The sequence below is a fragment of the Pseudomonas sp. GW531-T4 genome (assembly GCF_017349615.1).
Taxonomy (GTDB): Bacteria; Pseudomonadota; Gammaproteobacteria; order Pseudomonadales; family Pseudomonadaceae; genus Aquipseudomonas; species Aquipseudomonas chlororaphis_I.
In genome coordinates this window covers 80,672-103,663 of the sequence record NZ_JACMZT010000006.1, presented here as the reverse complement: position 1 = coordinate 103,663, position 22,992 = coordinate 80,672, and the positions used below count along the sequence as shown (strand labels likewise).

Below are 22,992 nucleotides of genomic sequence, written 5' to 3'. Positions count from 1 at the left end.
CGGCGCTTTTTGGAGCGTCGACGCCTTTCCCGGTTTGTGGTTCCAATCAGCCAGATACAACGAGCCCGCGAGGCCCTCACCTCGCGGGCTCTTTGCATCCGGATCAGGGTTGGCGTTCGGCCAACGCTTCCAGCAGATCGGCCGAAGGCACAAAGAACAGGCCGCCGGTCACCGCCGTGCTGAAATCCAGCAGACGGTCATAGTTGCCCGCCGGCCGTCCGACAAACATGTTCTCGAGCATTTGCTCGATGGGCTCCGGCGAACGCGCGTAGCCGATGAAATAGGTGCCGAACTCCCCCGCCCCGGGCCGGCCGAACGGCATGTTGTCGCGCAGGATCTTCACCTCTTCGCCGTCCTTGGTGATGGTGGTCAAGGCACTGTGGGAAGAGCTCGGCTTGACGGCATCGTCGAGTTCGATGTCGGACAGCTTCTTGCGCCCGATCACCCGTTCCTGTTCCTCGACCGACAGCTCGTTCCAGGCGTTCATGTTATGCAGGTACTTCTGCACCAGCACATAACTGCCGCCGCTGAAGGCCGGATCTTCATCGCCGACCAGGGTGAACTCGATGGCCTTGCGCCCGACCGGGTTTTCCGTGCCATCGACAAAACCGATGATGCTGCGCATGTCGAAATAGCGGAAACCCTGCACCTCATCGACCACTGTGATCGCATCGCCCAGCGCCGCGATCAGTTGCGTCGCCAGCTCGAAGCACAGGTCCATCTGGTCCGCGCGAATGTGCAGCAGGATGTCGCCCGGGGTCGCCACGGCCCGGCGCTCTTGCGGGCCGAACTCGCGAAAGGCGTGCAGGGATGCCGGGCGCGGGCCGCCAAACAGCCGGTCCCAAGCCGCCGAAGCAAAACCGCAGACACACGACAGGTTACCCGCGGGCACCCGCTTGCCAACCGAACGGGTGAGGCCCGCCACATCCTCGCACCAGCCCCGTACCTTGGCGGCGGCGTCACTGCCAGGGGCCAGGGTGGCGACGATAAAGATCGCGCTGCTGGTAATCGGGTTGCAGACAGATTGCGGTTCAGGACTGGCGTCGGATATAGGCATGTTCTGTACTCGGCGGAACGGGATAGAAGGACCGCAGAGTAGCAAACAATCGCCCAGTCACAGTGCCTGAGTGGACCGCGGCGCTTACTGCGCCGCCACCCGACGACGCAAGCCCAGGCTCCAGCCCTGCTGCATGCCGGCCGCCGCCAGCAGGATGGCGATCACGCCGATCCATTGCAGCAGCTCCAGGCGATGGCCGAAGGCAAACCAGTCGACGAAGATCGCCGCAATCGGGTAGATGAACGACAGCGCGCCGGTCAGTGCGGTCGGCAGTTTCTGGATCGCGCCGTACAACAGCACGTACATCACCCCGGTGTGCACGATGCCCAGGGTCAGCAGGCTGGCCCAGGCACCCGGCGCCGTGGGCAGCGCGGAAAGATTGGCCCAGGGCGCCAGCAGCAACACCCCGGTGCAGACCTGGATCAGCGCGATCAGGTGCGGCGGCGTGCCGGTCAGGCGCTTGATCAGCAACGCGGCGAAGGCGTACAGCAGGGCCGCCCCCAGCGCCAGGGCGATCCCCAGCAGATAATCATTGCCCCCCGCGCCCTGCTCGCCATGGGCACTGACGATCGCCAGCATCCCGGCAAAGGAAATGCTCAGCCAGAACAGTTTCTGCGCGGTGATTTTCTCGCCGAGAAACAATGCCGCCAGCCCCACCAGCATGAACGGCTGGACGTTGTAGACCGCGGTGCCGATGGCGATCGAGGCCCGGGAATAGGAGGCGAACAGCAGCACCCAGTTGCCGACGATGGCGACACCACTGAGCACGGCGAGGAGAAAGGTGGTGCGCGTCAGGATGCCGGGGCGCAGAAAACCGAAGCCGGCGCAGATCAGCAGCAGGGTCGCGGCGCCGAACACGCAGCGCCAGAACACCACGTCCAGCACCGGCTGCCCGGACACCAGCACGAACCAGCCGATGGTCCCGGAAATCAACATGGCAGCGGTCATTTCCAGTGAGCCGCGGCGTAACAATTTGTCCATGATCACTCTCCTCAACAAGAGCCAAAAGTATGACAATCGGCTCCTGCCCCGCTCAAGACTCAACGGCAGGCTAAACTCGGCTTACACCTTTTTTATCAAGGTATTTCTTAGGTTTTACCTAATGAGGCTGACATGATCGACGAAATTGACCAGGCGCTGATCAGCGCCCTGATGGAAGACTCACGCCGTTCGCTCAAGGCGCTGGCACAGATCAGCGGGCTGTCCTCGCCCAGCGTCGCCGAACGCCTGCGACGCCTGGAAGAGCGCGGCGTGCTCAAGGCCTATACCGTCGAAGTCGACCCCAGGTTCTTCGGCTATCAGTTGCAGGCCATCGTGCGCATCCGGCCGCTGCCGGGGAAACTCCAGGAAGTCGAACGGCAGATCCTGGCCATCCCCGAGTTCACCGAGTGTGACAAGGTCACTGGCGAAGACTGCTTTATCGCCCGCCTGCATGTGCGCGACATGGAGCAACTGGACAACCTGCTCGACCACCTCAACAGCTGCGCGGAAACCAACACCGCGATCGTCAAGAAAAGCCCGGTGAAACGGCGATTGCCGCCGATGGCGTAATGCATGAGCTCACGCACGGCGCTTGTCCCCTGGCGCCTAAAAACTGACTAGACTCAGGGCCTCATCGACGAAGGACTCGCACCGTGAAAACCTGTTTTCTGTTGCTGGCGGTATTGATGCTCTCGGGCTGTGGAACCATCGATACCGTCTTCAGGGAGGATGCGGTGGCCAGCCAGAAACTCAAGGAGCGAAAATCGTACTGCGGTGGAGTCCCGCGCATCTACAGTGGCGTGACTTATGACTTCTGCAGCATGCACGCCCCTGTGCCAGAAAACGGAAGAACTCCCACCGGCCCTGCCTCGACCCAAGGCATGCTGCTCGACATGGCCGTTTCAGGCGTGCTCGACACCTTGCTGCTGCCCTACACCATCTATCAACAACAAACCGACGGCAGCCTGATCATTACCGAGTAGCGCTCCTGGACGGCAATAAACTCTGCGTGCGCTGCCACGACCCGGCTTGACCCTGGCCGGGCGACCAGATCGCAGACAATAAAAAGCCCGCCGAAGCGGGCTTTTTTTGTTTCAAGGCTGGCGATCAGTCGTCGCGGCCCATGATGCCGAACAGCTGCAACAGGCTGACGAACAGGTTGTAGATCGATACATACAGGCTGATGGTCGCCATGATGTAGTTCCGCTCGCCGCCATGGATGATGGCGCTGGTCTGGTACAGGATGCACACCGAGGAGAACAGCACGAAGCCCGCGCTGATCGCCAGTTGCAGGCCGCTGATCTGGAAGAACAGGCTGGCCAGCGTCGCGCCCAGCAGGACGAAGAAACCGGCGGTGATGAAACCACCGAGGAAGCTCATGTCCTTGCGGGAGATCAGCACGTAGGCCGACAGGCCACCGAACACCAGCGCGGTCATCGCAAAGGCCGAGCTGACCACTTCCGCGCCGCCCTGCATGCCCAGGTAACGGTTGAGGATCGGGCCGAGCAGGAAGCCCATGAAACCGGTCAGGGCAAACGCCGACACCAGGCCCCAGGCCGAATCACGGAGTTTGTTGGTGAGGAAGAACAGACCGTAGAAACCGATCAGCACCACGAAGATGTTCGGATAACCGACCCGCATCTGCTGGGCCACGTAAGCCATCACGCCACTGAAGGCGAGAGTGAGAGCGAGTAGGCCGTAGGTGTTGCGCAGGACGCGGCTAACTTCTAGCTGCTCGGCCTGCACGCTGTTATTAACTGCGTAATCCTGTTCGCGCATGGCGACACTCCTGTTGGTTTGAAACGTTCAGTGGCAAAGATCATAACAGACGCTCTGCAACAAGCCATGCACAGAGTTTGACAGTGTGTTTCATTCAGGTATTATGGCGCCCGCAACAAAAACGGAGGTGTGGCCGAGTGGTTTAAGGCAACGGTCTTGAAAACCGTCGACTGTAACAGGTCCATGAGTTCGAATCCCATCGCCTCCGCCATATTCGTCACGCTAAAGCCCCGATTATTCGGGGCTTTTTCGTTTCTGGGGTTTGGTGCGGAGTTAATTCAAAAATTTCACAAAAATCAGCTCTGGATCACCAGGGTCAAGATTCTCCACAGTCCCGCTGTATTGATATCCACTCTGTACCAACAATTGCCGCATGGGTGTATTGGACGTGTTGGTCGAAGTGAAGATCTTTCTGGCAGAGGAGCAATGCTCCAAGTGAGCAATGATTTGCCTACCTGCACCAGAACGTCTATGAGCGTTTGAAACGACTACAAGCGGGATGAACCACTCCCCGAAAAAGCTTTTGTCCAAGCAGCCGTAACCGATCGGGACACGGGGATCGTTCGGCTCACAAGCAACCCAGCATTCGCCCGAGCCTACTACCCTTTCTATTTGTGCTCGACGGCCGTGGTCTTTTGCCGCTATAGGATCCACACGCACCAACCATTCGATATCGCTCAAGACGGCCTGTCTGATTTGCCAATTCATGATCGCGTCCCTTCGGTCAAATTCGCCGGAGTTTACTTCAGCTCCGATGCCCCAGATGCTATTACGCTCAGCGATAGTTCTGATGCAAAGCGCAAATTCGACCATGAACGGGCTAATTGACGCTGGTTACACTGGGTACGCCGAAGGTCCAGTGCCTCTACAGCACGCTATACGGCACTCGCAGCACAATGCATGACAGATCCAAACCTCACTTGCTGCCAGTGCGCGACCACTCATCATCCATAGCGCCCGCGGTATTGGCGACTATCAGCGCCACGACACAGGCAAACAACGCGAACACGGCAAAGACCCCCATCACATGCAAGTAAGGCAGTGCGTTATTCCACGCTCGAGCCACCCCCAGGAAGGCGGCAAATAACCAGCCACTCATGGAGAGCGCGCCCAAGAGAGCAAGGCGAGTACGGGCGGAGTTGGGTAACGAGGCAAAAGGAGCCTTCTGCAGCAGCGGGAAACCGATCCGATGCAACAAAGCGCCGTTGAGGCTAAGCAGCGCGACGACACTGGCCTTGGCCCAGAGTTTTTGATTGAGCAGATACGCACTGCCCTCATAGAGGTAGCCTTGGAGCACCAGCAACAAGCCACTTCCCCAAAGAGCCAATAGCGCGAGCATGACGATCTTTTGAGTCTCGTCGAGGTACTCACGCTGCACCTGGCCCAGCACATCCTTGCGCCAGCTCCAGAGCTTTTGATCAGCCTGTAACACCCTCCCCAGAGCAATACAGGTGGCAATCAGATGACCATACACGAGTAGCATTTTGAGCATTACCTTGACCTTATTCTTATGTGGGCAATGCACTCCCTCGCACCCTTGATTTGAAACTAAATGATACGTACTCATATTTGTATCAACAAGTTACCTGCCCAGCCGTCCATCTGGATCTGGAGTCGCCTGGCCGGCGCCTACGGCATACATTTGCCCTTGAAAACCGGCTTGTACCTGCCTCGAGAAAGTCTGAGGGTCGAGTGCTCAATCGATACCACAGAGCACCGTCATCATGGGTATAACGGTCGGCAGACCTTGGTCATGTGCAAGGAGATGGATGCAAAAAGCCCGGCACTATGGCCGGGCTCTGGTTATTTTCTGGATTCCATCATCTTGTCGGCGAGCGTCTTGGCTCTTTCGATCAACAGGTTCTGCCTGTCTTCGTGAGTGGCCACTCCTACGACCGGTGCCGTCAGGTTGCTTTCGGCAATCAACGCAGCGCAGAAGTATTGATCCCAGACTCTTTGTTCCGACGCCTGCTTGCTTACTTGGTCGGCGATCATATGGGACTCCTTTTGACGAGGTAGCACCGCCATTTTACGCCTGAATCGCGGGCAACCCCTGCCGTAACGGATAGCCGGCAAATGGCGTGATACCTGTCGAACCGTTCGAGCTTCCGGTGCTGTTTGGCAGTTATTTCACGCCAATATCTTCTGCAAAACGAAGCAGATAACCATCAGGGTCCAGGACCAGGAAATTCCTCTGCCCGAATTGCCGGTCATTGCTGCGGTACCAATGCTCTTCGACGGATCTCCTGATCGCGCAACCAGCCTTCTCCAGTGCACAAACCAGGGCAAAGGCATCCGGACACTCGATGGAGAGGTTCATGCCACGTCCGTAGGGAGGCTCCAGGGGGCCCACACGCCAGGGTGAATCGTCATGCCAGTCCTGCTCCAGCATGATCTGGCTGTTGCCAAAGGAGAGAAAGGCAAACTTGTCTTCGGGTCGGTCGTACTCGACCCTGAAACCCAACACGTCACAGTAGAAATACAGACTCTGCTGCAGGTCCGAAACGATCAGTTCCGGCACCAGAGCGTTCAACTTGAACATGCTCTAGCATCCATTCAGTTCCTTGGCCGGCCAATTTACCTGGTTCTCTGCATGCCGGCTTATTTAGCGCGCGGCATGACCTGTCATTGCACCTTCTGCTCGCTGCCAATCTTCTTGGCCCTGTCGATCCCCCACTCAAACGCATCCTCCATATCCAGACCATCCGGGGCCAGGTCATTATCCTCGACAATAACGCTGCCATCCGGCTTGTAGATGCCAATGAACATCTTGAGCGAGCCATCTCTGAGGATCTCTGACCGCACCTTGATCTTGCACCCATTGGAAAGGGTTTCACTGTGGTTCAAATGGCGCTCAGTCATGGCCGCATCCCTCAGTAAATGAAGTTCGAGTAAGGCACAGCCCATTGATTCATGCCAGTCGATAGGCCCCCATCAAGAGTTAGAGACAGATTTTCCGAAGGCCATAAAAAGCCCCGCACAAGTGGCGAGGCTGTTTTTGTATCTGTCAGCGCTTCAGCCGGCAGGTTTCAGTGGCGCCGGGGCGGCCATGACATAACGGGACATCAGGTAGGCGACCAGGCCGCCCAATGCCGCGCCCGCCGCATCGGCCAGAAACAGCGCCAGTTGAGAGGCCGAATGCTGGTAGACCCTGCACATCGCCACCCAGGCGTTTTCCATGAAGCCGGAAGCCCAGTCCCACCCACAGGGGTACACCATCAAGAAGGCCAGCCCGGCGAGGGTGATCCATCCGGACAACCTGGACGGGGCCTGCGAGAAGACGAACCGGGCCAGCTGGCAGATACCGACAAAGAGCCAGGCCGCCAGCATGCTTCTCATGAATTGATCGAATAACTCGAAAAAGGCCATGGCAACCTACGCTGAAAAATCACCGAGCGATGATAGCCATTCGCGTCGCCATAAAAAACCCGGCGCAATGGCCGGGTTTTCATCAATCGCGTAGCGGTGCCTGCAGCTGGAGCCGCGAATCCGGTCCTGTGCCGGGCCCCTTTATCGGCCAGCGGCCTGGCAGGCTCCTGCGCCCTCTTCCCCCACGCCTCCTGCGACCTGGACCAGGGCTTCCAGCAAGGCCTCGGTGTGGTTGATCGATTCCCGGATCTCATCGAAGGCATCCTCCAGATCGCGCACCCTCGCTGTCGCCGAAGCACCGCACAGGGCTTGCTGGATCTGGAACTCATCCTGCTTGAATTGCAGGACATTGGCCCGCAGCCCTTCGATACGAAGGGACAGCTGCGAGATGTGGTGGCGGCGACGCTGAACCATTTCGGTTCTCCTTTATGGCCCTCTTATTTATTCAGATCGTCGCGCACCGGCGGATGTTCAGCAGTTCCTGACCAAAGGCACAGCGCTCCCATGCCCATGGCCAGGCGCTCAAAGCTTGCTGTTCAGCGCCACCAGCAAGGCCGCGTCCCGTCCGTAGATGTCCGGGGCATAGGACAGCTGGCCATGGCTGTCGGCTTGCGCCGTCCAGTACGTGAGCAGGATCGGTACCGGCGTCGACAGCCTGAACTCATGCGTGAGCCCGGTGCTCAGCAACTCGTCGGTACGCACCCGCTCCGCCGGACTCACCAGCAGATCGCGCAGCTGCAACGCATGCTCGACCCGTACGCAGCCCGAACTGAAGGCCCTCGGCCCCTTGTTGAACAACGCCTGGCTGGGCGTGTCGTGCAGGTACACCGAGAATGGGTTGGGGAACCGGATCGCCATCTGCCCCAGCGGGTTTCTCGGCCCGGCCTCCTGGCGCAGGAGGATATTGCCGGGGTTGTCCCAGTCGATATCTTCCACCGCCAGGGGATGCCCCTCGCTATCGAGCACCTGCAGGTTCTGCCGATTGAGGAAGGACTGGTCACGGCGAATTTCCGGCAGTTTGTCTTCGCGGAAAATGGTCGGCGGCACCGTCCAGGTCGGGTTCAGGGTCAGGCGCGTGACCTGGGATTTCAGCAAGGGCGTCTGGCGCTCGGCACGCCCCACCTGGGTCCGGGTCTGCCACACCGGTACGCCGTCCTGATAGACGATCAACTGCGCCGCGGCAAGGTTGACCAGCAGGCTGTCGGGTTCCATGTCCTGCGCCAGCCAGCGAAAGCGTTCGAGGTTGATGCGCAGCTGTTCGCGGCGCATCTGCGGGCTGATATTCAGTTCATTCAAGGTCCCCGCGCCGATCACCCCGTCGACTTGCAGCGAATGGCTGAGCTGGAAGCTTTTCACCGCGCTCACCAGGTCGCCGCTGTAAAGGGTATCGCCCTCGTTGCCAAGGGTGTTCAGGTATCCCTCCTTGAACAGCCGTTGCGCCAACTCCGGCACCCGCGCGTCCTGCATCTGCGGACGCAGCAGCGGCCCGCTGGGCAGCGGTTGCCAATGGGGCAACTCCAGTTGGCGCTGCTGGGCATACAGCTGGCGCAGGTTCTGATATTGCTCGAGGCTCGGCCGCGCCAGCGCGAAGGCCGCCGGGATGTCTTGCAGGCCGGGCCCGGCGATGGCGAGCACCTGCGCCTGGCGATCCAGCTGCAAGGGGTGGGCGTGCCACATCGGCTCGAAACGGGCTTGCGACAGACGGCCGTAATGCAGGTCATGCAGGGCTTGCAGGTAATGCTGGCTGAAGCTCAGGTCGGCGCACAGCGCGTCGCCCGCGAGCGCGCTGGCCGGTGACCGGTAGTCGGCCGGGTCCAGTCCATCGTCGGCCAGTTGCTGCAACTGTGCCTGCAACGCCTCCAAACGTGCGCTGGACGACCAGAGCGGCTGGTCACCCTGCTGTTGGTAAAAGGCCTGTAGCAGGCTCTGGGCGGGAATGTCCAGGTGCGCCGCCAACCCCGGACAGGCAGCGGACAATCGAGTGAATACCAGTTGCACAGGGTTCTCATGATTGACCGGTACATCCTGAGCAGTCGCGACCAACGGCGCAGCGAGCAGGAAAAGGCTCAAGTAACATGCGTGTTTTTTGAACAACTGCTTTACTCCAATCATGGCCATCATGGTGATGGTCAACCTCGGCAGTGGCTGCGAAAAATCGTCCAACCACCTGTAACCAGAACTGCCAGAAGAGCGATAGGACGTCGGGAGCCAAAGTGACTGTGGGGACACTCTAGAATGCTGACCTTTCTGCGCCGGCTCTGCCTGGCAATGACCACCCTAGGCGCGATCTGCAGCCCCGCGCTCGCCGCCAACAACACGACTCCGCTGCTTTACAACAGCCTCGCCCACGCCGCTCCAGAACTCAATCCCCAAGTGCTGAAAAGTGCCTTGAGCGCCATGCAATGCGCCGTCAACAGCGGCGCCAGGCAGGCCCGGCACCTGGCGGTCATCGACTATTCGCAACCTTCCACCGCCCGCCGCCTGTGGATCTTCGATTTGAATAAAAGAACCCTGGTGCTGCGCGACCTGGTCGCCCACGGGCAGAAATCCGGGGAAAACTTCGCCACCCAGTTTTCCAATCGCATGGGCAGCTTCCAGTCCAGCCTCGGCCTGTTTCGCACCCAGGAAAGTTATGAAGGCAGCCACGGTTATTCGCTGCGCATGGACGGCCTGGAACCAGGCTTCAACGACCTCGCCCGCGATCGGGACATTGTGATTCACGCGGCCGACTACGTGAGCCCCCTGTGGAGCCGACGCCAAGGGCGCATCGGCCGCAGCCTGGGTTGCCCGGCCGTGCGGCCACAGGTGGCACGCCAGGTGATCGACCGCCTCAAGGACGGTCAGTTCATGTTTTCCTGGTACCCCGACCAGCAATGGCTGAAATCCTCGCCCTATCTCAACTGCCAGCCACGCCAGGTGGCCAGCATTGTCGCCGCCAGCGGCGGTTAATCCGTTCGTCCCTCAACCGGCGGCTAAGGCCGCCGTTTCCGGCTCTTCGGGTATTTTGACAAAGATGCTGTATTTGGCCCCTTCCATCGCTTCGAAAGCGATGAGCTTGTCCACCAGCGGGCCGCTCAGCACCTTGCCGGCATTGAGCAGCAGCATGCCGTTGTCGGCATTCAGGTTGCGCGCCAGGGTCATGCCGGCAGCCAGGTCCCGGGTGGTCAGGACCCTGACCGTCGGATCGGCCAGGGTGACATCGTTCTGATAGGCCGCGCAGACGCCGACGAAGTCCTCCACCAGGTCCGGATCGTAGAGTTTGCCGGCGTATTTGCGAATGAACAGCAGCGCCTCATCGCTGTTCATCTGCCGTTCGAGGATCAGCCCACGCTGCAACTCGATGAAGTCCACGGCCAGCTTGAGCCAGCGCGAGCCCAGCGGAATCGCCTCGCCCTTGAGATGATCGGGAAAACCACTGCCATCCCAGCGCTCCTGGTGATGCAGGATGATGCGCGCCGCGTCCTTCATCGGCTCCAGGGTCATCAGCAGCGATTCGCTCTGTTTCGGGTAGGCGCGGTACAGGTCGCGCTCGGTGTGGTGCAGCAGATCCGCTGGCGCGGTCATCATGCTGTCGGTCCAGCTCAGCTTGCCGATGTTGTACAACGCGGCGGCCATGGTCATGTCGCGGCTTTCGCTTTCATCCAGGCCATGGGTGATGCAGTAGACGCGAATCAGTTCGATGATCTGCCGGTTGGTCTGCTTGGCCTTGGGCAAGCGCAGGTTCGCCAGCAGCGAAAACACCTCGGTGCCGGTCACGTAGCTGCGCTTGAGCTCTTCATAGGCCAGGTCGAGCATGTCGGCGGTCTGTTGCAGCTCGGCGGTGCGCGCCGCAACGCGCTTTTCCAGGGTCGAGTTGAGGCTCTTCAGTTGCTCGTTCTGCTGCCGGGTCAGCGCTTCCAGACGCAGGCGCTCGCTTTCGGAATGGTGATGGGCCAGGGCCTGGCGCAGCGTCACCAGCATGTCCTCGTCGTTCCAGGGCTTGCTGATATAGCGATGGATCTGTCCTTCGTTGATGGCCTTGGCGATCAACGTCATGTCGGCATAACCGGTGAGCAGGATGCGCAGCGTCGATGGATAACGCTGATGGATATGGGCCAGCAAGGTCGCGCCGTCCATGCCCGGCATCCGGGCGTCGCTCATGACCACGTCGACCGGCCGCTGTTCGAGGATTTCCAGGGCCTTGGTACCGCTGTCGGCCAGCAGGATATCGTAAGGCTGGCTGCGTAACAGCCGGCGAAGGCTATTGAGAATCGATTCCTCATCGTCGACCAGCAGTACCGTCGATCTGTCCTGGGCTGCGCCCGCTGTATGTTCTTCCATGTCTCCCCCTCCCTTTTGACTTCGATCAGACCTGCCTTCTGGGACAGGCTAGATGACTTGTAGCGTTTCGGCATGGATTTGACGCCGGCCGATTAGCGCATACAGGGGAGCCTGACTATGCTCAAGGCGAAAATGGATTGCATGTCCAGGAAGCAGGAAGGGAAGCCCGATGAGCCTATCTATAAGGTCCCCGCGCTGGGTTGGAGCACGACGATGATGGCGTCGGCAGACCGGACCAACCGGCGAATTCTGATCGTCGACGACACGGCGTCGATCCACGAGGATTTTCGCAAGATCCTCGCCGCCACGGATGCCCCCGAAGACGGCCTCAGCGACGCCGAGGCCGCCCTGTTCGGTACGCCCGTGAGTGCCGCGCTGGAGCACTTTTTCCTCGACTCGGCATTCCAGGGCCGGGAGGCGCTGAACATGGTGCAAGCGGCGCTGGAACGCAATGCGCCCTATGCCATGGCCTTCATCGACATGCGCATGCCGCCTGGATGGGACGGCCTGGAAACCATCGAGCGGCTGTGGCAGGTCGACCCCAAGCTGCAAATCGCCCTGTGCACCGCCTACTCCGACTACTCGTGGGAAGACATCGCCGAGCGCCTGCAACTGGGCGACCGCCTGCTGATCCTGAAAAAGCCCTTCGATGCCATCGAGATCCGCCAGATGGCCAGCGCCCTGACCGTCAAATGGCAGATGACCGAAGACGCCGCGCTGAAAATGGACCAGTTGGAACAGGCGGTCGAGGAACGCACCCGCGAGCTGGCCGATGCCAACATCATCGTGCAGAACAGCCCCACCATCCTCTATCGCCTGCGCGGCGAGCCGTCGTTCAAGTTGATGTACATCTCCCACAACATCACCAAGTTCGGCCATGTGGCGGCGCAACTGGTGGCCTCGGCCGATTGGGCCCAGACGCTGATCCACCCCGATGACCAGGCCAAGGTCGAGAGCGCCATGCTCCGGGTCCTCGACCGGGATGTGGCGGGAGCGTCCATCGAGTTCCGCATGCGCACCGGCGACGGTGCCTTCCGCTGGGTGGAAAACCGCTACATCCCGGTGCGCAACGACCAGGGCCAACTGGTCGAAGTGGAAGGGATCATCCTCGACATCACCGAACGCAAGCTAGCCGAAGAAAAGATGGCCCTGATGGCCCGCACCGACAGCCTGACCGGGCTGGCCAACCGCGCCACCCTGATCGAGCGCCTGCACCAGGCATTCGCCGCGGCCCGGCGGGGATCCTCGCCCTTCGCGATGTTTTACCTGGACCTGGACCACTTCAAGCGCATCAACGACACCCTCGGCCACCCCATCGGCGACCTGTTGTTGCAGGAAGTGTCCCGACGTATCAGGGCCTGTACCCGGGAAAACGATGTGGTGGCGCGCCTGGGTGGCGACGAGTTCGCGATCCTGCAACTGGACGTCGACGAGGCCACGCACTGCGCCGCGCTGGCGACGAAAATCCGCGACACCCTGGTGCTGCCCTACTCGCTGGAAGGTAACGAGGTGCGCATCTCGGTGAGCATCGGCATCAGCCTCTACAGCCCGCAGACCCTGAGCGCCGACAGCCTGATGGCGCAGTCGGACATGGCGCTGTACCGATCCAAGGACCAGGGCCGCAACCAGTTCCATTTCCACAGCGAGGAAATCAACCGGGAAGTCACGGAGCGGGTGACCCTGGCCAACGAGTTGAAGCTGGCCCTGGAACGCGACGAACTGCACCTGCATTACCTGCCGGAAGTCGATCTCGGCACCGGCAGGATCCTCGGCATGGCAGCGCAGGTCCGTTGGCTCCACCCCCGGCGCGGCTGGCTCGAGGCCGAGGATTTCATGCCCGCGGCCGAGAAGACCGGCATCGTCATCGCTCTCGGCCATTGGCTGCTGGACCAGGCTTGCCGGCAGATGAGCGCCTGGCGCGACCAGAACGTGGCGCCGCCGTTGATTGCGATCCATTTGTCCCTGGTCCAGCTCAAGACCGGATCGGAACTGATCTACGACGTGCTGCGCACCACCACGCGCTGGGGCCTGTGCCCGTGGGACCTGAGATTCGACGTCACCGAGGGTACCCTGGCCCAGACCAAGTGGACCCACAACGATATCCTGCCGAGGTTGTGCGAGCTGGGCGTGAAGATCGCCATCGACGATTTCGGCACCGAGTATTCCTCGTTCGACTACCTCAAGACCTACAGGGTCAACCACCTCAAGCTTGCCCAGCGTTTTCTCGACAGCGCCAGCAGCGACCCGGACAACGCCATGACGCTGCGGGCCATCCTCAACTTCGCCCGCGAGGTGGGGATCGGGGTCACCGCTGAAGGGGTGGAAACCCAGGAGCAGCGCACGACCCTGATATCCAGCGGCACGCCACTGGGGCACTCACTTGGTACGGCAGTCGACAGCGACCAGGCTGGCGAACTGCTCAAGGCCAGGTCTGTCGCTATGGATGGCAGTGCCTGGCCGGCGGATCCCACGTCGGAGCATTTCAGGTGAGCCCTTTATCCGTGGCGCCCAATCGGCGGATTCTGATCATCGACGACACACCGGCGATCCATCAGGACTTTCGCAAGATTCTCAGCCCCGAAGACGAAGGGCTGTTGGGCAGCACCGAAGCCTTGCTGTTCGGCGTCAACAGCAGGCCTCACCAGCACTTCCAGATCGACTCCGCCTACCAGGGCGAAGAGGCCGTGGAACTGGTCAAGCGCGCCCAGGCCGAAGGCCGGCCGTATGCCCTGGCTTTCATCGACATGCGCATGCCACCCGGCTGGGATGGCCTGCAGACCGTCGAACGCCTCTGGAAAACCGACCCGCAGCTGCAGATCGCTTTATGCACGGCGTTCTCCGATTACTCCTGGGAAGCCATGGCCGAACGCATCGAGTTCGGCGACCAGCTGTTGATCCTGAAAAAGCCATTCGACAGCCTGGAGATCCGCCAGATGGCCAGTGCCCTGACCTGGAAGTGGCAACTGGCGCAGGACGTGGCGAGCAAGATGCGCAACCTGGAACAGACCATCGAGGAACGGGTCCAGGAACTGCTGAGCGTGTCGCACCTGCTGCATTACGATGTGCTCACCGGGCTGCCCAACAGCACCTTGCTGGGCGACCGCCTGACCCAGCACCTGTCACAGTCACGCCGTCATGACCGCAAGCTGGCGGTGATGTTCATCGGCCTGGACCGTTTCAAACGCATCAACAATGCCCTCGGGCACCCGGCGGGAGACGAAATGCTCAAGCTCGTCGCCCAGAGCCTGGCGGCGGCGGTGCGCGAGTCCGACTCGGTGTTTCGCTACGGTTCGGACGAGTTCGTGGTGATTCTCGGCGACATCCTGCATCCGCAGCAGACCCGAGGGGTGGCCGAAAAACTCCTGGCCGCCGTCAATACCCCTCACTCCGTGGCAGGCCACGACCTGACGGTCACCGCCAGCCTGGGCATCAGCATCTACCCCGACGACGGTTCCGATGCCGTAACGCTGATCAAGAAGGCCGAGACCGCCATGCGCAACGTCAAGGATTGCGGCCCCAACGACTTCAGTTTTTTCATCGACGACATGAACCTGCGCGCGCGCCAGCAGCAGACCCTGGAAACCGGCCTGCGCCTGGCGTTGCAGCGCGAAGAGTTCGTCCTGCACTACCAGCCCAAGCTGGACCTGGCCCGGGGCACGGTGGTCGGCGCCGAAGCGCTGGTGCGCTGGAACCGGCCCGGCCATGGCTGGGTGTTCCCCTCGGCCTTCATCCCGGTGGCCGAAGACAGCGGACTGATCGTCGCCCTCAGCCAATGGGTATTGCGCCAAGCCTGCCTGCAATCCCAGGCCTGGCAAAAGCAGGGCCTGCCCCCCATCTGCATGTCGGTGAACGTGTCGGCCATCGATTTTCGCCAGCGCGACTACGTCGAGCGTCTCACCCGCACGCTGACCGAGACCGGGCTCGCCCCGAAGCTGCTGGAGCTGGAAATCACCGAAAGCGTGCTGATGCAGAACGTCGACGCCACCATCGCCACGCTCCGCGCCATCAAGCAACTGGGCGTGCGCCTGGCCATCGACGACTTTGGCACCGGCTACTCGAGCTTGAGTTACCTGCAGAAGTTCCCGGTCGACGTGCTGAAGATCGACCAGTCGTTCGTGCGTGACCTGGGTACCGACAGCAACGACGCGAAACTGGTCAGCAGCATCATCGACCTGGGCAAGAGCCTCAACCTGAGCATCATCGCCGAAGGGATCGAGACCCTCGAGCAACTGGACTTCCTCAAGCGCCACCATTGCGAGGAAGGCCAGGGCTTCTACTTCAGCAAGGCCGTGGAGCCCGACGCCTTCGCCCGCTTCCTGGTCGACTCCCTGCAACCTCACCTGCCCCATCCATGAAGTTGTGCCTGGTAAGGAAACCTCCATGTTGTCACTCGTCTTACTCCTTTCGACTGGCTTGCTGTTCGCTCCAGGCGCCGCGGCTGCGCCACTGGAAGGACCGCTCAAACCCCTCCCCGCAGTTCCGGTGCTGGACAGCAAACGGGTCGAACTGGGACGACGACTGTTCAACGACCCACGCCTGTCGGTGAACAACAGCCTGTCATGCGCCAGTTGCCATCGCCTCGACCAAGGTGGTGCCGACACCGTCCCGCACTCCCTGGGTTTCGATGGCAAGCCGGTGGTGGTCAATACCCCGAGCGTGTTCAACGCCAGCCTGAACTTCCATCAGTTCTGGGACGGTCGGGTCGAGACCCTGGAAGACCAGGTGCATATCGTGGTGCAGAGCCCCAGTGAAATGGGCAGCGACTGGAAAGTCGTGGTACAGCGTATCGCCGACGACCCAGCCTATCGCACCGCCTTCGCCGACGCCTACCCCGACGCCGTGACCCAGGGCAATATCCAGGGCGCCCTGGCCGACTACGAGCGCACCCTGCTCAGCGTCAACTCGCGCTTCGACCAGTACCTGGCGGGCAACACCGAGATCCTCGACATCGAGGAAAAGTACGGCTACCAGCGCTTCCAGGAATACGGCTGCATCGCCTGTCACCAGGGGGTGAATATCGGCGGCAACATGTTCCAGAAATTCGGCGTGCTCGGCGACTACTTCGCGGCCCGGGGCAATCCGACCGAGGCCGACCTGGGACGGTTCAATGTCACGGGCGAAGAAGAAGACCGCAATGTGTTCAAGGTACCGAGCCTGCGTAACGTCGCGGTCACCGCGCCGTACTTCCACGACGGTTCGCAAGCCACCCTCGAAGGCGCCGTGACGGTGATGTTCAAGTACCAGTTGGGGCGTACACCGTCCGAGGAAGACAAACGCCTGATCGTCAAGTTTCTCAAGACCCTGACCGGCGAGTGGGAAGGCAAACCCTTATGAAAGTATCCCGTCGCGTGAGCATCCTGCTGCTGTCCGCCCTGGCGGCCCTGCTGGCTTCGATCCTGTTGTTTCTCTACCTCAAGTCCAGGTCCGACCAGACCGTGACCTACACCGAATCCCGCGACCTGATCCGCCAGATCAAGCAGCAGGATTCGCTGTGGGAGAACGAAATACTCAAGGCCAGGGTGGCCATCACCCACAACTACGACCCACTGGTTTCACCCCTGGGCGAAATGACGCGCCTGTGGCAGAAATTCGACTCGATAGAGGCTCAGAACCAGCGCAACGATTCGCCGCTGTGGCGCAACGCCCATGACGGCTACCTGAGCGCGATAAAGGAAAAGACCCGGCTGGTGGAACAGTTCAAGTCGCACAACTCCGTGCTGCGCAACTCCCTGGCCTTCCTGCCGACCGCCGAGGACGACATCCAGCAGGAGCTGGCGCAACTGCAGGACGTGGACAAATTGCAGTTGCAGAACATCGCCACCGATACCTACGACCTGTTGCTCAGCAGCCTGGAGTTCGCCCAGGTCACCTCCGCCGACCGGGCCGCGGACATCCTGGTGGGCCTGAACAAGCTGGCGGTCAACAAGGAGCGCTTGCCCACGGACTTCCATGAGCTGATCGATACCCTCAGCAACCACGTCGGGCTGATCCTGCGCGAGCAACCCAAGGTCAACCGCCTGCTCGAGGAAATAGAAGTGGTGCCGGTCGACGAACGCCTGGACGACATCACCGTCCTGCTCAACCGCGACCAGCAGCAGGCCGAGACCGTCGACCAGCAGTACCATTTCTACCTGCTGCTGTTTTCCGCGCTGCTGGTGCTGCTGCTGATCTGGCTGGGCATCCGCCTGATCCGCAGCTTTGCCGAGATCAACCAGATGAACCGGGCCCTGGTGACCGCCAACGACGAACTCGAGCAAAGGGTCGAAGAGCGCACGCGCCAGCTCAAGGACACCCAGAGCGAGCTGCTCGACACCGCCCGCCAGGCCGGCATGGCGGAAATCGCCACCAACGTCCTGCACAACGTCGGCAACGTGCTCAACAGCGTGAACATCTCCGCCGACCTGGTCAGCCGCAAGCTGCGCAACAGCAAGGCCCAGGGGCTGGGCAAGGCGATGCAACTGATCAACGAGCACAAAGAGGACCTGGGCAACTTTCTCACCGAGGATGCAAAAGGCAAGTTGCTGCCCGGCTACCTGAACCAGCTGGTCGAGGCCATCGACCTGGAACAGCAAGGCATGACCGAGGAGCTGACGCAACTGAGCAAAAGCGTCGATCACATCAAGGACATCGTCGCCACCCAGCAATCCTATGCGGGTGCCAGCAGCCTGCTGGAACCCCTGTCGATCAGCGAGCTGCTCGAAGACGCGCTGCGCATGAACTCCGGCGCCCTCACCCGCCATCATGTGACCGTGCTCAAGGATTACGCCGATGTGCCGCGGATCATGGGCGACAAACACCGCCTGCTGCTGATCCTGATCAACCTGATCAGCAACGCCAAGTACGCCATGTCCGACCTGGCCAACCAGACGCGCAACATGACCCTGGCGGCAGCGGTGGTCGACGGCGAAACCTTGCAGATCAGCGTGCGCGACGAAGGCGAAGGCATCGCCCCGGAAAACATGACCCGCATCTTCGCCCACGGCTTCACCACCCGTAAGGAAGGCCATGGGTTCGGCCTGCACAGTTGCGCACTGGCGGCCATCGAGATGAATGGCCACCTGACCGCCCACAGCGACGGTCCGGGCAAAGGCGCGCTGTTCGTCCTGCAGATCCCACTGATCCCCGCCGAAGGTGAGTCATGAACAACCCGATAAACCGGCGCGTCCTGCTGATCGACGACACCCCTACGATCCACGACGACTTCCGCAAGATCCTCACCCCCAAGACCGGCGACAGCGCCGACCTCGATGCAATGGAAAGCACGCTGTTCGGCAGTGCGCCGAAAACCGCCGCCACGGTGTTCGAACTGGACTCGGCCTACGGTGGCCAGGAAGGCCTGGGCAAACTGCTGGAGGCGGCGAGCAAGGGCCAGCCCTATGCCCTGGCCTTTGTCGACATGCGCATGCCCGATGGCTGGGATGGCGCGCAAACCATCGAAGAGTTGTGGAAACACGACCCACTGCTGCAGGTGGTGGTGTGCACCGCCTATTCCGATTACTCCTGGGACGAGTTGCTCGATCGCCTGAACGGTCATGACCGCCTGCTGATCCTGAAAAAGCCCTTCGACAATATCGAAGTCCAGCAGATGGCCAACACCCTCACCACCAAGTGGGAAATGACCTTGCGCGCGCAGCTGCAGATGAGCGAGCTGGAAGAACGGGTGGAGCAACGCACCCTGGCGTTCAAGCAGGCTAGCGCCGCGCTGCAACGGGAAATCGACGAGCGCAAGCTGCTGGAAAGCCAGCTGGTGCAATCGGAAAAGCTCGCCTCCCTGGGCCAGTTGGCCGCCGGGGTCGCCCATGAAATCAACAACCCGATCGGCTTCATTTCCTCCAACCTCGGCGCCCTGGACAATTACTTCAAGCGCTTGCAGGAGATGCTCGAGGCTTACGCCAACGCCGAAACCGGGATCGGCGCCAGCGAGCTGCGCGATCGGCTGAAACAGCTGCGCACGGACATCGAGCTGGATTTCCTCCTCGAGGACATTCCATTGCTGATCAAGGAGTCCAAGGACGGCATCGGCCGGGTCAGCCAGATCGTCAAGGACCTCAAGGACTTTTCCCGGGTCGATTCGACCCAGGAATGGCAATGGGCGAACCTGCAACAGGGCATCGACTCGACCCTGAACATCGTCGCCGCCGAGATCAAGTACAAGGCCGACGTGATCAAGGAGTACGCCGAGCTGCCGGAGGTCGAGTGCCTGCCTTCGCAGATCAACCAGGTGGTGATGAACCTGATCGTCAACGCCGCCCAGGCCATGGGCAACGAACGGGGCACCATTACCCTGCGCAATGGCGTCGAGGGCGAAAACGTATGGATCGAAGTGGCCGACAACGGCTCGGGCATCCCGCCGGACAGCCTGCAGAAGATCTTCGACCCGTTTTTCACCACCAAGCCCGTGGGCCAGGGCACGGGGCTGGGGCTGTCGCTGTCCTACGGCATCGTCAAGAAGCACCGCGGCGACATCTCGGTGCGCAGCGAGGTCGGTGTCGGCACCACCTTCCGCGTCGAGCTTCCCGTGCACCAGAGCAAAAAGGCCGGCTGAACGGCGTTCTCGATGACGCCACCGCTTCTGTAGGAGCCAAGCTTGCTGGCGATCCAGGCAGCGCGATGGGTCAGGTAAACCCCCATCGCGGGCAAGCCTCGCTCCTACAGGGACCGTGCATGCCACGAGCCCGATCTCTTGTATGATGGCGCGCTTCAAGAATGGGTCGCGGATTTCGTCTTGCCAATGACCACCGGAGCAAATCCGGCCTGACGCCTTCAGGGCACACAGCGCTTCCCCCGTCTTAAACAGCACGATGCTTTCCCGAGCGCGCCTGGACCTCCGTGCCTGGTATTCGCCGGGGCCGGGATCGCCATCGTCGAGGAGCTTTTCATGGATATGCTTTACCGGGCCTCCCGCCAGGGGCTGCCCGCCCCGCGGTTCGCGCGCAATCTGCTGAGCCTGCTGCTGGCCGGTGCCGCACCCGTGACCCAGGCCGCCGAAACCGAATTGCCGGCGCTGACCGTGACCGGCGAAGACCGCTCCGGTTATCAGGCCAGCAGCGCCGCGGTCGGTGGTTTCGAGGCGGCTCCCCTGCTCGACACGCCGGCCTCGATTGCGGTGATCAACGAAGACTTGATCAAGGACCAGCAGGCCCGCCTGCTCAGCGAGGTGCTGAAGAACGACGCCTCGGTCGGTGAAAGCTACGCGCCGGTCGGTTACTACGAGAACTTCACGGTGCGCGGTTTCTCCCTGAACGCCGCCAGCAGCTACCGGATCAATGGTCGCAGCATCACCGGCGAGCAGAACGTCGGCCTGGAAAACAAGCAGCAGGTGGAATTGCTCAAGGGGCTGAACGGCCTGCAGAGCGGCGTCAGCGAACCCGGCGGGCTGATCAACTACGTGACCAAGCGCCCCACCGACGTGCGCTCGGTCACGGTCTCCACCGACGATCGCGGCAGCGGCTATGTGGCCACCGACGTCGGCGGCTGGTTCGGCAGCGAACAGCAGTTCGGGCTGCGCGCCAACCTGGCCCACGAGGACATCCACTCCTACGTCGAACACACCAATGGCCAGCGCGACTTCGCGTCCCTGGCCTTCGACTGGAACATCAGCCCCGACGCCCTGTTGCAACTGGATGTCGAGTACCAGACCAAGGAACAGCGTTCGGCCCCGGGTTATCAGTTGCTCGGCGGCTCCAGCCTGCCGCACCACGCCTCGCCGAAAAAGCTCCTGGCGCACCAGAGCGGCTCGAAGCCGGTCAGCACCGACGCGCTGAACCTCAATGGCAATTTCGAATACCGCTTCAACGATCAATGGAAAGGCAACCTCAGCGCCTCGCGCAGCCGGGTGGTGATCGACGACTACAGCTCGTTCGCCTGGGGTTGCTATGGCGCCGCCAGTTGCGCCGGCACAGCGGTGCCCAATCACTTCAGCCCCGAGGGCGACTACGACATCTACGACTTCCGCAGCCCCGACGATACCCGGCGCAACGATGAGGTACAGGCCGTCCTCAGCGGCAGCTTCGACACCGCCGGCCTGGGTCACGAACTCAGCGTCGGGACCAGCGCGTTCCGCCGCGTGGTGGATAAGCGCGACCCGATCAACCAGATGATCGGCAGCGCCAATATCAACGGCGAACCAGCGGATTTCGCCCGCTACGACGGACCGCTCAACGACTCTTACCGCCGCCTGGACAGCCGCCAGTACGGATTGTTCTTCAACGACCGCATCAGCTTCAACGAACACTGGCAGACCGTGCTCGGCGGGCGTGAAGTACGCCTGGACGAGGAAACCTTCGACGACCAGGGCGATACCACCCGCCACACCCAGCGTTATGTGTTCCTGCCCCAGGCCGCGCTGATCTATAAGCCGGTGCAGAACCTGGCGCTGTACACCCGTTACAGCAAGGGCCTGTCCCTGGGCGGCGAAGCGCCGTGGTTCGCCAGCAATGCCTTCGAGATCCTCGCGCCCACCGTGTCGCGGCAGATCGAGGCCGGCATCAAATACGACTGGCAGCGCATCAGCCTGGCCGCGGCGCTGTTCCAGATCCGCCAGGCCTACCAGTATTCCCGGCCGAATGGCGACGGCACCTTCACTTTCACCCAGCAGGGCGAACAGAAGAACACCGGGCTGGAACTCTCGGCCAATGGCTGGGCCACCCAACGCCTGCAAGTCTCGGCCAGTGTCGCAGCGATCCGCGCGCGGGTCACCGGCAGCGACACCCCGGAGTACGAAGGTCACCAGGCGCTCAACGTGCCGACCCTGCGCGCCAGCCTCTATGGCGACTACGCCCTGCCCTGGTTCGACGGTTTGGCACTGCTTGGCGGGGTGCAGTACAGCGGTCGCAAATACGCCAACCGCGAGGGCGAAGTGCAGACCGGCAGCTACGCCGTGTTCAACATCGGCAGTCGCTACAGCACCCGCATCGACGGTTACGACACCGTGTTCCGGTTGACCGTGGACAACCTGTTCGACAAGCGCTACTGGCGCGATGCCGGTGAATACATGGGCGATGGCTACCTGTTCCAGGGCGCGCCCCTGACCGCGCGCTTGAGTGCCTCGATCAACTTCTGATCGGGGCCAGGCCTACTGGAAGGCGTCGACCAGGACGTCGAAAATCATCCGATTCGAGGTCCTGACCAGCAGCAGATCGGAACCCGCGCGCCACCACTGGTAACCGTCGTAACGCGGCAACTGCCGGACCAGCCTGGGGTTCAAGCGTCGCGATTGCTGCGCGGGCAACGTCCTGCCCCGGCGAAGGTTCTGCCTGATGTCCGCCGGCAGGGCCGCGGTCGGGCTCCAGTCCCGCTTCGAAGCCTGCAACAGCGTTTTCACCTGGTAGTAGTTGACCACGGGAAGACGCTCCCAATTCGCATGATCGTTGGAGTACCGCGCGTTCGCCTGCGCGCCAGGCGCAGCGTCGGCATCCAGCGGGATCGATAGCAGAATCGAGACGATCGAGATTAAAGAGCCAGCTCTGAACATCGCCTTCTCCAGG

Annotated in this window: 22 protein-coding genes and 1 tRNA gene; 10 read left to right on the top strand and 13 right to left on the bottom strand. The window is 61.4% G+C overall.

Annotated elements, in window-relative coordinates; all coding sequences use genetic code 11:
* Window positions 1-103: 103 nt before the first annotated feature.
* The gene (locus tag J4D28_RS06785; protein ID WP_009049734.1) at window positions 104-1,057 is read right to left on the bottom strand and encodes a Dyp-type peroxidase; all 954 of its coding nucleotides are present in this window, start codon (window positions 1,055-1,057) and stop codon (window positions 104-106) included.
* Window positions 1,058-1,141: 84 nt separating this feature from the next.
* Window positions 1,142-2,038, bottom strand: a complete 897-nt coding sequence (locus J4D28_RS06780; RefSeq protein WP_009049735.1) for a DMT family transporter — start codon at window positions 2,036-2,038, stop codon at window positions 1,142-1,144.
* A 132-nt stretch (window positions 2,039-2,170) separates the two neighbouring features.
* Between J4D28_RS06780 and J4D28_RS06775 the strand changes: the two genes are divergently transcribed.
* Entirely contained in the window at window positions 2,171-2,608 is a 438-nt protein-coding gene (locus J4D28_RS06775) for an Lrp/AsnC family transcriptional regulator (protein WP_009049736.1), read from the top strand.
* 83 nt (window positions 2,609-2,691) lie between these two features.
* The gene (locus tag J4D28_RS06770) at window positions 2,692-3,021 is read left to right on the top strand and encodes a YceK/YidQ family lipoprotein (protein ID WP_009049737.1); all 330 of its coding nucleotides are present in this window, start codon (window positions 2,692-2,694) and stop codon (window positions 3,019-3,021) included.
* 124 nt (window positions 3,022-3,145) lie between these two features.
* Here J4D28_RS06770 and J4D28_RS06765 read toward each other — a convergent pair whose 3' ends face one another.
* Window positions 3,146-3,817: a Bax inhibitor-1/YccA family protein gene (locus J4D28_RS06765; protein ID WP_007929309.1), complete on the bottom strand. Its 672-nt coding sequence runs from the start codon at window positions 3,815-3,817 to the stop codon at window positions 3,146-3,148.
* A 123-nt stretch (window positions 3,818-3,940) separates the two neighbouring features.
* Between J4D28_RS06765 and J4D28_RS06760 the strand changes: the two genes are divergently transcribed.
* Window positions 3,941-4,028 (top strand) — tRNA-Ser (locus tag J4D28_RS06760).
* A gap of 62 nt (window positions 4,029-4,090) precedes the next feature.
* Here J4D28_RS06760 and J4D28_RS06755 read toward each other — a convergent pair.
* The 8 genes from J4D28_RS06755 to J4D28_RS06720 form a co-directional block, all read right to left on the bottom strand.
* Window positions 4,091-4,525, bottom strand: coding sequence for a GNAT family N-acetyltransferase (locus J4D28_RS06755; RefSeq protein ID WP_009049738.1), 435 nt, complete (start codon window positions 4,523-4,525; stop codon window positions 4,091-4,093).
* 208 nt (window positions 4,526-4,733) lie between these two features.
* Entirely contained in the window at window positions 4,734-5,309 is a 576-nt protein-coding gene (locus tag J4D28_RS06750; RefSeq protein WP_016701863.1) for a hypothetical protein, read from the bottom strand.
* Between the two features lie 311 nt (window positions 5,310-5,620).
* Window positions 5,621-5,812: a hypothetical protein gene (locus J4D28_RS06745; RefSeq protein ID WP_009049740.1), complete on the bottom strand. Its 192-nt coding sequence runs from the start codon at window positions 5,810-5,812 to the stop codon at window positions 5,621-5,623.
* Between the two features lie 130 nt (window positions 5,813-5,942).
* Window positions 5,943-6,359 (bottom strand): VOC family protein, encoded by a 417-nt coding sequence (locus J4D28_RS06740; protein ID WP_009049741.1) that lies wholly within the window; start codon window positions 6,357-6,359, stop codon window positions 5,943-5,945.
* An 83-nt stretch (window positions 6,360-6,442) separates the two neighbouring features.
* Entirely contained in the window at window positions 6,443-6,679 is a 237-nt protein-coding gene (locus J4D28_RS06735) for a hypothetical protein (protein ID WP_028682827.1), read from the bottom strand.
* 153 nt (window positions 6,680-6,832) lie between these two features.
* Window positions 6,833-7,156, bottom strand: a complete 324-nt coding sequence (locus J4D28_RS06730) for a hypothetical protein (protein WP_169751699.1) — start codon at window positions 7,154-7,156, stop codon at window positions 6,833-6,835.
* A 171-nt stretch (window positions 7,157-7,327) separates the two neighbouring features.
* Window positions 7,328-7,600 carry a hypothetical protein gene (locus J4D28_RS06725; RefSeq protein WP_009049744.1) on the bottom strand — a complete coding sequence of 91 codons (273 nt, stop codon included), beginning with the start codon at window positions 7,598-7,600 and terminating at the stop codon, window positions 7,328-7,330.
* Between the two features lie 108 nt (window positions 7,601-7,708).
* Window positions 7,709-9,280 (bottom strand): murein L,D-transpeptidase, encoded by a 1,572-nt coding sequence (locus J4D28_RS06720; protein ID WP_009049745.1) that lies wholly within the window; start codon window positions 9,278-9,280, stop codon window positions 7,709-7,711.
* Between the two features lie 141 nt (window positions 9,281-9,421).
* Between J4D28_RS06720 and J4D28_RS06715 the strand changes: the two genes are divergently transcribed.
* Window positions 9,422-10,135, top strand: a complete 714-nt coding sequence (locus J4D28_RS06715) for a murein L,D-transpeptidase catalytic domain family protein (RefSeq protein WP_009049746.1) — start codon at window positions 9,422-9,424, stop codon at window positions 10,133-10,135.
* Window positions 10,136-10,147: 12 nt separating this feature from the next.
* Here the strand turns inward: J4D28_RS06715 and J4D28_RS06710 are convergent, their stop codons facing one another.
* Entirely contained in the window at window positions 10,148-11,506 is a 1,359-nt protein-coding gene (locus tag J4D28_RS06710; protein ID WP_009049747.1) for an HD domain-containing phosphohydrolase, read from the bottom strand.
* Between the two features lie 213 nt (window positions 11,507-11,719).
* Between J4D28_RS06710 and J4D28_RS06705 the strand changes: the two genes are divergently transcribed.
* The 6 genes from J4D28_RS06705 to J4D28_RS06680 all read left to right on the top strand — a co-directional run bounded on the left by J4D28_RS06705 (window position 11,720) and on the right by J4D28_RS06680 (window position 22,568).
* On the top strand, window positions 11,720-13,996 hold the full coding sequence (locus tag J4D28_RS06705; RefSeq protein WP_009049748.1) for an EAL domain-containing protein: 2,277 nt from the start codon (window positions 11,720-11,722) through the stop codon (window positions 13,994-13,996).
* Window positions 13,993-15,861 carry a GGDEF and EAL domain-containing protein gene (locus tag J4D28_RS06700; protein WP_009049749.1) on the top strand — a complete coding sequence of 623 codons (1,869 nt, stop codon included), beginning with the start codon at window positions 13,993-13,995 and terminating at the stop codon, window positions 15,859-15,861. Before J4D28_RS06705 ends, J4D28_RS06700 begins: the two co-directional genes overlap by 4 nt.
* A gap of 25 nt (window positions 15,862-15,886) precedes the next feature.
* A complete protein-coding gene (locus J4D28_RS06695) occupies window positions 15,887-16,840 on the top strand; it encodes a cytochrome-c peroxidase (protein WP_103331607.1) in 954 nt (317 codons plus the stop codon).
* Window positions 16,837-18,648: a DAHL domain-containing protein gene (locus J4D28_RS06690; protein ID WP_009049751.1), complete on the top strand. Its 1,812-nt coding sequence runs from the start codon at window positions 16,837-16,839 to the stop codon at window positions 18,646-18,648. Before J4D28_RS06695 ends, J4D28_RS06690 begins: the two co-directional genes overlap by 4 nt.
* Entirely contained in the window at window positions 18,645-20,051 is a 1,407-nt protein-coding gene (locus tag J4D28_RS06685) for an ATP-binding protein (protein WP_009049752.1), read from the top strand. The genes J4D28_RS06690 and J4D28_RS06685 overlap by 4 nt, the downstream gene beginning before the upstream one ends.
* 333 nt (window positions 20,052-20,384) lie before the next feature.
* Window positions 20,385-22,568, top strand: coding sequence for a TonB-dependent siderophore receptor (locus J4D28_RS06680; protein ID WP_103331608.1), 2,184 nt, complete (start codon window positions 20,385-20,387; stop codon window positions 22,566-22,568).
* Between the two features lie 12 nt (window positions 22,569-22,580).
* Here the strand turns inward: J4D28_RS06680 and J4D28_RS06675 are convergent, their stop codons facing one another.
* Entirely contained in the window at window positions 22,581-22,979 is a 399-nt protein-coding gene (locus J4D28_RS06675; protein ID WP_016701874.1) for a hypothetical protein, read from the bottom strand.
* Between the last annotated feature and the right edge of the window lie 13 nt (window positions 22,980-22,992).

Coding starts and splice junctions, on each gene's coding strand:
- J4D28_RS06705 (WP_009049748.1), top strand. CDS start 11,720: ATGATGGCGTCGGCAGACCGGACCAACCGGCGAATTCTGATCGTCGAC.
- J4D28_RS06765 (WP_007929309.1), bottom strand. CDS start 3,817: ATGCGCGAACAGGATTACGCAGTTAATAACAGCGTGCAGGCCGAGCAG.
- J4D28_RS06710 (WP_009049747.1), bottom strand. CDS start 11,506: ATGGAAGAACATACAGCGGGCGCAGCCCAGGACAGATCGACGGTACTG.
- J4D28_RS06755 (WP_009049738.1), bottom strand. CDS start 4,525: ATGAATTGGCAAATCAGACAGGCCGTCTTGAGCGATATCGAATGGTTG.
- J4D28_RS06675 (WP_016701874.1), bottom strand. CDS start 22,979: ATGTTCAGAGCTGGCTCTTTAATCTCGATCGTCTCGATTCTGCTATCG.
- J4D28_RS06690 (WP_009049751.1), top strand. CDS start 16,837: ATGAAAGTATCCCGTCGCGTGAGCATCCTGCTGCTGTCCGCCCTGGCG.
- J4D28_RS06725 (WP_009049744.1), bottom strand. CDS start 7,600: ATGGTTCAGCGTCGCCGCCACCACATCTCGCAGCTGTCCCTTCGTATC.
- J4D28_RS06715 (WP_009049746.1), top strand. CDS start 9,422: ATGCTGACCTTTCTGCGCCGGCTCTGCCTGGCAATGACCACCCTAGGC.
- J4D28_RS06735 (WP_028682827.1), bottom strand. CDS start 6,679: ATGACTGAGCGCCATTTGAACCACAGTGAAACCCTTTCCAATGGGTGC.
- J4D28_RS06680 (WP_103331608.1), top strand. CDS start 20,385: ATGGATATGCTTTACCGGGCCTCCCGCCAGGGGCTGCCCGCCCCGCGG.
- J4D28_RS06740 (WP_009049741.1), bottom strand. CDS start 6,359: ATGTTCAAGTTGAACGCTCTGGTGCCGGAACTGATCGTTTCGGACCTG.
- J4D28_RS06745 (WP_009049740.1), bottom strand. CDS start 5,812: ATGATCGCCGACCAAGTAAGCAAGCAGGCGTCGGAACAAAGAGTCTGG.
- J4D28_RS06685 (WP_009049752.1), top strand. CDS start 18,645: ATGAACAACCCGATAAACCGGCGCGTCCTGCTGATCGACGACACCCCT.
- J4D28_RS06695 (WP_103331607.1), top strand. CDS start 15,887: ATGTTGTCACTCGTCTTACTCCTTTCGACTGGCTTGCTGTTCGCTCCA.
- J4D28_RS06750 (WP_016701863.1), bottom strand. CDS start 5,309: ATGCTCAAAATGCTACTCGTGTATGGTCATCTGATTGCCACCTGTATT.
- J4D28_RS06730 (WP_169751699.1), bottom strand. CDS start 7,156: ATGAGAAGCATGCTGGCGGCCTGGCTCTTTGTCGGTATCTGCCAGCTG.
- J4D28_RS06775 (WP_009049736.1), top strand. CDS start 2,171: ATGATCGACGAAATTGACCAGGCGCTGATCAGCGCCCTGATGGAAGAC.
- J4D28_RS06780 (WP_009049735.1), bottom strand. CDS start 2,038: ATGGACAAATTGTTACGCCGCGGCTCACTGGAAATGACCGCTGCCATG.
- J4D28_RS06785 (WP_009049734.1), bottom strand. CDS start 1,057: ATGCCTATATCCGACGCCAGTCCTGAACCGCAATCTGTCTGCAACCCG.